The organism is Enterobacter sp. SECR19-1250, from assembly GCF_013391025.1.
GTDB classification, from domain to species: domain Bacteria; phylum Pseudomonadota; class Gammaproteobacteria; order Enterobacterales; family Enterobacteriaceae; genus Enterobacter; species Enterobacter cloacae.
Map to the genome: position 1 here is coordinate 1 of NZ_JACASJ010000089.1, position 8,572 is coordinate 8,572.

Sequence of the window (8,572 nt, forward strand, 5' to 3'; positions counted from 1 at the left end):
CACAACCCGCTACGGGGGAGACTTACCCGAAATCTGATTTATTCAACAAAGCCCAAATCCGTTTGCATGTCAGCCAGCGTGACAACCTGCGTAAATCCATGCTGTCCGCCCTGACCGTCACGGTCGATACTGATCACGGTATCACTACCCACAACTTCCACCTTGACGTAGTCAAGTACGCCGCGGGAGGAGTAATCCAGCTCCAGTTTTCCTTCGTCTTCGAAGAAGGAGATAGAACCTTTGTAGTCAAGCAGTTCACTCATATCGAGCAGATCTGCATCACTGTCTTTCACCAGATTACCCACCTTAAAGCCGTGGATCGTGTCATGACCATTGCCACCGGTGCTGTCGTTGCTCAGACCTGCCAACACCTTGTACATCAGCGTATCGTTACCGCCGTTGACCAGGTAGAAGGCATCATTGCCACCACGTCCTTCAAACACGTTATTCGCGGAGTTATCCGTAAACGTATCTTGCTGGCTGGAACCTACGAGACCCTCGATGTTGAGGAGCTTATCGGTGCCGTTACCGGTTGCAGTGCCTGTCCACAGGTTCGCGTTGATCGCAGTGGTTGAACGGCTATAGTCAACAACGTCCATACCGGCAGTTTCGCTCCAGACAGGATTACCGCTCACAATCTGGTTCCAGCCGCCGCCACCGTTGTAGGTGTCGTTGCCTGCAGAACCGAAGAAGGTGTCGTTATAGCCCGTCCCGATGATCCCGTTGTTTCCGGAGGTGTTGTTCGCCGCATTGCTGCTTTCCGCCGTCAGTACGTAAGAGTCATGGGCTTTACCTGTTGTCAGGCCCCCCCAGCTCTCATTTACCGTACCGTTTGTGTAACCACCAATGCTACTCGTTGCGCCAACGTGATCCGCTTTACCATCGGTAATGCGCAGCATCTGCACGGAGTAAACTTCATTCGGATCCAGCCCGAAGAAGCTCACCAGACCCATACTGTTGCTGGAACCAGAGGACTGCGGGTTAATCAACTGGGTTGCCACAAGCTCGCCCGCTGAGTTGTATAACTTCACGGTGTTGCTGTAGAAGGTATTGATGCCGTTGCCGTCAACAATACGGATCTGCAGGCTCGTGCCGTCCGCCGCGATATTGGTGTTTTTCACCAGCATCGTGCGTCCCGCGTCGTCTCTTGCCACGACATCAGCATCTGCGCCAGAGCGGTACAGCACCAGGTCCATCGAACCGTCCCAGTCATAGTCGAGTGCGACGGCACCCGTCATGTTGTTGAACGTCGTGCTACCTGTCAGGCTGACTTTATTGGCGCCCCAGTTGTTACTACCGGTATTGGTATACAACATCGGCGAGCCAGTCACGCCAGAGCGTGGCACTTCGATGATGTCCATCTTACCGTCGTGGTTCCAGTCCACTGCCAGCGACGTGCCGCCATCAACGTTATCGCCAAACCACTGCGCCTGGCTGTCCGTTGCATTGAGCTTACCGGTACCATCGTTCAGATAGATACGGCTCTCGTCGCTGTTACTGCCCCCCTTCGAACCACGGCTCAGGAGCAGATCCAGCCAACCATCGTTGTTGTAATCCGCATAGGTCATGGAGATAGACAAGTTACCGTAGTCTTCATGGCCATCGTCACGGAACACGTTCGCGTAGTAGCCAACTTCACCGAAGTTGGTGTTCGACGTCCCGGTAGTCTGGTTATACAAGATACCCAGACCGCGGGAGTTGTTGCCGACGAGGTTGCCAGCGCCGTTGTAGTCGATATGTGCCGTAATATCTACGGTACCGTTGTTATCGATATCCACAGCCCCGACTTCGTGCAGCACACTCAGCGACGTTGGCAATGCCCCGCCAGGATGTCCGTCAGAGAAGCCGGAGTTGTCCTCGTAACTCAGCGTGCCCTGCGTATTTTTGATGAACGAAATGGAGTCTGCTTCGGAGTCACCCAGCACAAAGTCCAGATAGCCATCACCTTCACGGTCATAGGAAATCACGCCGCCGAGGTGGTTCAGGGTGCCCTGATCCAGCGCCTTCGCGGAGTAACTACCGTCCGCGTTCTGCAGCCAGTAGGCGGTACGACCCGCGTTGCTATAACTACTGATCTGAGACATGACGTCGGCATAGCCATCGCGGTTAATGTCCGCAAAGGCTGCGGAGTTAACATAACGGCTGTATGACGTGCTATCTACGTTGTAACCCGCACCGTTGTCGGTTGACGGCTGGGCAAGGTACGTTGAATCGTAGTCTTCACGCGTGACGGAGTCATAGACACGTCCGGCGTTAGCGGTCGATGTACCAGAAGTGCCACGAGCACTCTGGAAGAATGACCACAAACCATCCTGACTGATGGTCACCGCAGCGGCGTTCAGACCGCGGCTATCCGCATCGGTCGTTCCCCCCCAGGTTTGTTCAATCAGCGTACTGCCGCCACCTTCGGTGACACCTGTACTGGTGCTGGCGCTCATGCTTGAGCGGTTACCCGCTTCATCCCAGACCACAAAGGCCATGTTATGTGCGCCAGAAGGCAGTGACGTATTCAGACTCCAGGAGCCGTCAGCGTTAGCCTTCACGAAGCCAATGACTTGATCCAGACCTTCCTGATATGTCCCGTTGTTGTTGACGTCACTCACCAGCGAGACAATCGCCCCCGCTTCAACACGACCGTATTGACCACTGGAGAAGGTGAACGAATCTCCTGTTGTGGTGTGCTGCGGCACATCTGGCGCCCCGGTAATACCGTTCGGAGAATCCAGATCGATAACCACGTTGTAGCTATCCGCAAACTTCGTGTTTGTACCTGGGTTGCCCGCAACGTCAATGACCTGCAGCTTGAAGCTGTGAGTGGTGCTTGCTGTCGCTGCCGGCAGTACATAGCTCCAGCTCTGGCCGTTAAGTGCCAGCGTTTGCCAGGTTTTGCCGTTATCCAGGGAGATCTGCAGATGCTCACCCGCCTGTAGCGCCGCGCTCAGGTTACCGCTGATGGTCACCGTACGGTCACGGGTGACCATATCGCTGTTGGTTGCTGTCGCAGCATGGCTGAAGTGATCACCGGTCGTCAGGCCATGGCTGGTATCGGTGGTGACTTTGGTGGTCGTAGACAGACCATTCATGTCACTGCCGCCTGTTGTCACCTGCAGCGCCTGAGAATCAGTGCTACCAACGTTACCGGCGTTATCCACCACGCGAGCCTGAATGGTGTAAGCACCATCATTCAGCGGCGTGTTCTGCATATCCACAGTCCAGGATGTACTGGTCACCGTTGAGGCACGCGTCCAGGTTGCACCGTTGTCGAGGCTAATCTCAACCCATTCGTCCGCCTGCAGGGCTTTCGTCAGCTGACCGTTAATCAACAGCGTGTTATCGCTGGTGATGAAGTCAGTATCTGATGCCCCCCGGTCTTCTGAAATAGAGCTGATATTGATAACCGCGTCAGACACGGTGGTATCGACAACAATCGTCCAGGTGTTGCTCGGCGTACTGATGTTGCCAGCCGCATCCGTGGAGGTTGCCACCAGATTCCAGGTGCCTTCAGTCAGCTTGTTCGCGTCAGTGATCTGCAGCGTCCACAGGCCCGTCGTGCTATCGGCAACGGCGGTACCAAGCAGAATACGCGTGGTCGCATCCACCTGATGGTACACATTGACCGTGCTTCCCTTCTCCGCCGTACCGGTGATTTCCGGCGTGGTGTCGTTGGTAGGCTTGCCGTGAGCAACGGAACCTTGAACAGGGTTCACATCATCCAGCACGTTTGTGATAACCGGCGCAACAGGCGCAACCGTGTCCACCACCAGATCGAAGTCAATCGGGGTGAGCGGGTTATTTGACGGATCGGTCCCGGTAATACGCAGCGTATGCGCGCCATCACTCAGGCTGCTCAGCGGCGTGAATTCCCAGTCACCGTTGGCATCTGCTTTCACCGTGCCAAGCTGAACGCCACCGACGTCAGTGATGATAATGGTGCTGCCTGCCGTCGCCTTACCAACCAGCTGTACCTGGCTGTCGTTGGTGACTTCACCCTCGCGAAGCACGCGTGAGCCGCCCGTTTCCTGGACATCATCCACCACCTGCAGCAGTTGCAGATAGCTTGCGCCCGTGGAGACGTTAACGGTGATATCGTCAACGATCGCGCTCGCGTTACCCGCCGGATCCGTTACCTGGGTCGCAAACTGGTGTTCACCATCTGCTAATGGCGTGGTTGGCGTGTACTGCCAGCTACCATCAGTGTTAGTCACAACAACTGAACCAATCGCCTGGCCGTTATCGTAGATAGTGACCGTGCTACCCTGCTCTGCTTTACCCGTGAAGGTCGGTTTGTTGTCGTCAGTGGTCATACCGTCGGTTAACTGACCTTTCCAGGCCCCCTGATCGTCAGCCACCTGTAAACCGGAAACCGGATTTGGTGCTGTTGAGTCAATAGTGAGGGTGAACGAACCACTACGATCGCTCTCCTGACCCGCGCTGTTGGTATTGGTCACCGTAAAGATATAGTTACCATCAGCCAGCGCTGGTGATGGCGTAAAGCTCCAGGTGCCATCGCTGTTCAGCGTTGTTTTACCCACAACCTGACTACCGTTGTAGATGGTGATGGTATCGCCTGCAACACCATCCGCAGTCCCTTTCAGGGTCGGCGTGTCATCTTTGGTCAACGCATTGTCGGCCAGATTGATAACGGTTGTGCCAGTATCATCCAGGACGTTAACAATCGCTGGCGCATTCGGGGTGTCAGACATAATGACGTCATAGCTGTCAGCCGGTTTCGCCACGTTGCCAACACTATCGGTTTCCGTCACGGTCAGTTTGTTGATTGAATCACCGTAAAGAGACTCAGATGGCGTCAGTTCCCATTTGCCATTCTGATCCACTTTGGTCGTGCCCAACACTTTCGTGTTGCCGTCTTTGTCGGTGGTATAGACGGTAATGACGTTGCCCGTTTCAGCACCAGAGCCACGGATCACCGGACGTGAGTCATCCAGTACCCCGCCATCTGCAACAATACCCTGAACGTTACCCACGTTATCCGTTACGGAATCAATGGTCACTTTGCTCGCATCCGGCGCGGTGTAGTCGGTAGTCAGAATAAAGTCCGCAGACTTGTCACTGACGTTGCCGGCTTCATCCGTGGCCGTCACGTAGAAGGTGTTTTTGCCTTCCGGTAACTTGCTGCCCGGTTTGAAGTTCCATGCACCGTTGCTGTTCGCGGTGACTGAACCCAGCAGGGTGCCGTCAACGGTGTAAATATTGACGGTGCTACCCGCTTCAGCCGTACCGTGCAGGATTGGCTGCGGATCGTCAGTGACATCGTTGCTGTTCAGATCGTCCTTGATCGTTCCCACCTGATCTTCCGCGTAATCGATACTCGGACGGTTCGGTGCTTTACTGTCAATTTCGAAGCTGAAGGTGCTGGAGGTATCCTCGTTACCCGTCAGATCTTTCGCGATTGCCGTAATGTTGTGTACACCATCGCCCAGATCGCTGGTAGGCGTAAATACCCAGTTGCCACTGGCATCGGCCTTGACGCTGCCCAACACCACGTTGCCATCCATGATGGTGACAGTGCTGCCTGCTTTCGCCTTACCGATGATTTCCGGACGCGCGTCGTCAGTGACGTCGTTCGCCTTCAGTTCACCCGTGACGCTGCCTTTATCATCCATTACGCGGACGATGGTGACCGGAACGCTGGAGGTATCAAGCGTGACGGTGACACCGGCATTTTCAGCCCCCAGGTTGCCTGCTGAATCTTCAGCACGCGCGGTGAAGGTGTATTCTCCATCCGCCAGAGAACCGGTGGTGTAAGTCCAGTTACCGTTCGCGTCTGCAACCGCAGTACCGTTTTCCTGGCCGTTCACATAGATGTGAACAACGCTGCCTGGCTCTGCTTTACCGCTGATCGTCGGTGTCGCATCGTCAGTGGTATCGCCATTGGACAATGTACCGGTCTTCGGACCTTCGTTATCGCTCACGATAAAGCCAGTGACCTCACCCGGCGCGCTGGTATCTACCGTGATTGGGAAGCCGCCAGTCTGCGGGCTTACCTGACCAATGTCGTTAATCGCTTCCGCGACAAACGTATGAACGCCGTCCGCCAGTTTCGGCGTATTGAAGCTCCATTTGCCCTGGGCATCGGCCTTGGTTTCACCCAGCAGGGTGGTACCGTTCGGGCCGCCATAAATGCGAACCGTGACACCGGCTTCAGCCGTACCCGTCAACAACAAGGTGTTGTCGTTGGTTGTCGCATCCTTTTGTAATGGCCCGGTATGCGGCGCAACATCATCTTCCACACTGCTCAGGGTCGGTGGCAGCGGCTGACCGCCAGCATCGATCTGAATAATGTATTCCGGTGATGCCGCCGTGGTGTTACCCACGCTATCGGTCTCTTTCACCGTCAGGTTGTACGTCCCGTCAGGCAGGGCTTTCGTAACCTGAAGTTCCCAGGTGCCGTCAGCCTGTACTTTCGCGGTGCCGATCACCTTGTCGCCGTTATAGACGGTGATGGTGTTGCCCGGCTCTGCGCCCGTACCCTTGATCAACGGCGTGTTATCGTCCGTCTTACCACCCGAAGCAATCGATCCGGTCACGGAACCAAAATCATCCACCACATCGGTAATGCTCACTTTGCTCGCATCCGGGGCGGTGTAGTCCAGGGTCAGGACAAAGTCGTCTGACGCAGAACTGGTGTTGCCCGCCTTGTCGGTGGCCGTCACGTGGAAGCGGTGCTCGCCTTCCGGCAGTTTCGCCACCGGCGAGAAGCTCCAGGTGCCGTCGGCTTTCGCCGTCACTTCGCCCAGCAGGCCGTTCTGATCGTAGATCTTCACGGTGCTGCCCGCTTCCGCCTTACCGCTCAGGGTCGGGGTCGGATCGTCGGTGGTGCCGCCGTTCGCCAGGTTACCCTGCACGCTGCCCACGTCGTCCAGCGCCGCGTCGATGGTCGGTTTCACCGGCGCATCGGTGTCGATGGTCACGGTCCAGCTGCTGCTGCTCGACTCATTGCCCATCGGGTCCTTCGCCGTGGCGGTGAAGGTGTGGTCGCCCCGGCCCAGGTCCACGCTCGGCGTGAAGCTCCAGGTGCCGTCCGCGCCGGCGGTGGTGGTGCCCAGCACGTTGCTGCCGTCCATGATGGTCACGGTGCTGCCCGCCTTCGCCGTGCCGCTGATTTGCGGACGGGTGTCGTCGGTGAGCGCGCCCTGCGACAGGCTGCCGGTCACGCTGCCGGTGTCATCGGTCACGGCGGTGATTTCCACCTTACCCGGGACCACGTCAACGGTGATGACCACGTGCGAGCCTTCCGGCCCGGTGTTGCCCGACGGATCGGTGACGGTGGTGGTCAGGTCGTGTGCGCCGTTCGCCAGCGGCTGGTCCGGGGTGTAGCTCCAGGTGCCGTCCGGGTTCACCTTCGCGGTGCCGATGACCTGGCCGTTGTCGATGATGTTCACCGTGCTGCCCGGCTCGGCCTTACCGCTCAGGGTCGGGGTGTTGTCATCGGTGGTGTCGCCGCTCACGACCGGGCCCTGGTAGGCGCCGACGTTGTCGGTGACCAGCAGGTCAGAGGCCGCGTCCGGGGCTTTTGTATCGATAACGATACCGAAGCCGCCGGTTGGCTCACTGGTGCGGCCCACGCCGTCGGTGACGGTGGCGGTGAAGTTATGGCTGCCGTCTGCCAGCGCCGTATCCGGCGTGAAGCTCCAGCTGCCGTTGCCGGCCACGGAGGTGGTGCCAATCAGACGACCGTTGTCGTAGATACTGATGGTGCCGCCCGCCACGCCGCTGCTGCCGCTCAGGGTCGGGGTGGTGTCGTTGGTGACGTCGCCCTTCTGCAGGTAGTCCGCATGCGGGGCCACGTCGTCATAGACGGTGTCCAGCGTCGGTGCCTGCGGCGGTACGGTAGCCACGTTGATGATGTACTCGCCGGACGGACCGGAGACATTGCCCACGCCGTCGGTCTCTTTCGCCGTCAGGGTGTACTTCCCGTCCGGCAGCGGCGTGGTCGGTTCGAGAGACCAGGTGCCGTCAGCCTGCACTTTCGCGGTGCCAATCACCTTGTCGCCGTTGTACACGGTGATGGTGTTGCCCGGCTCCGCACCGGTACCCTTGATCAGCGGACGGTTGTCGTCGGTTTCCCCGCCGGAGGCAATGACGCCTGCGGTGTTCACGTCGTCATAGACTTCGGTGATCGCCACTTTGCTGGCGTCAGGCGCGGTGTAGTCGGTGATCAGTACAAAATCATCTGATTCCGGACCGGTGTTGCCGGCCTTATCGGTTGCGGTAGTGGTGATATGGTGCTCACCCTCTGGCAGCGCGGTGGTTGGCGTAAATTGCCAGCCGCCATTTTCGTCCACCATGGTAGAACCAATCAGCTCCCCGTTATCATAGATATCGACACGGCTGCCCGGCTCTGCGGAACCTTTAAAGGTTGGGTTCGCATCATCGGTGGTGCTACCGCTGCTCAGATCGCCACGGCTGGAGCCGACGTCATCAGTCGCAACACCAATAACCGGTTTTTCCGGTGCCACGGTATCGACAGAGATATCAAAGGACGGAGAGGTCACGTCGTTTCCGGCCGGGTCTTTGGAAATCACGGTCAGGCTGTGATCGCCATCGGCCA

Annotated in this window: 1 protein-coding gene; it reads right to left on the bottom strand. The window is 57.5% G+C overall.

From position 1 onward, the window contains the following. Nucleotides 1–38 precede the first annotated feature (38 nt). Complete coding sequence (locus HX884_RS19680) at nt 39–8,516, bottom strand: Ig-like domain-containing protein (RefSeq protein WP_218620094.1); 8,478 nt, start codon at nt 8,514–8,516, stop codon at nt 39–41. Between the last annotated feature and the right edge of the window lie 56 nt (nt 8,517–8,572).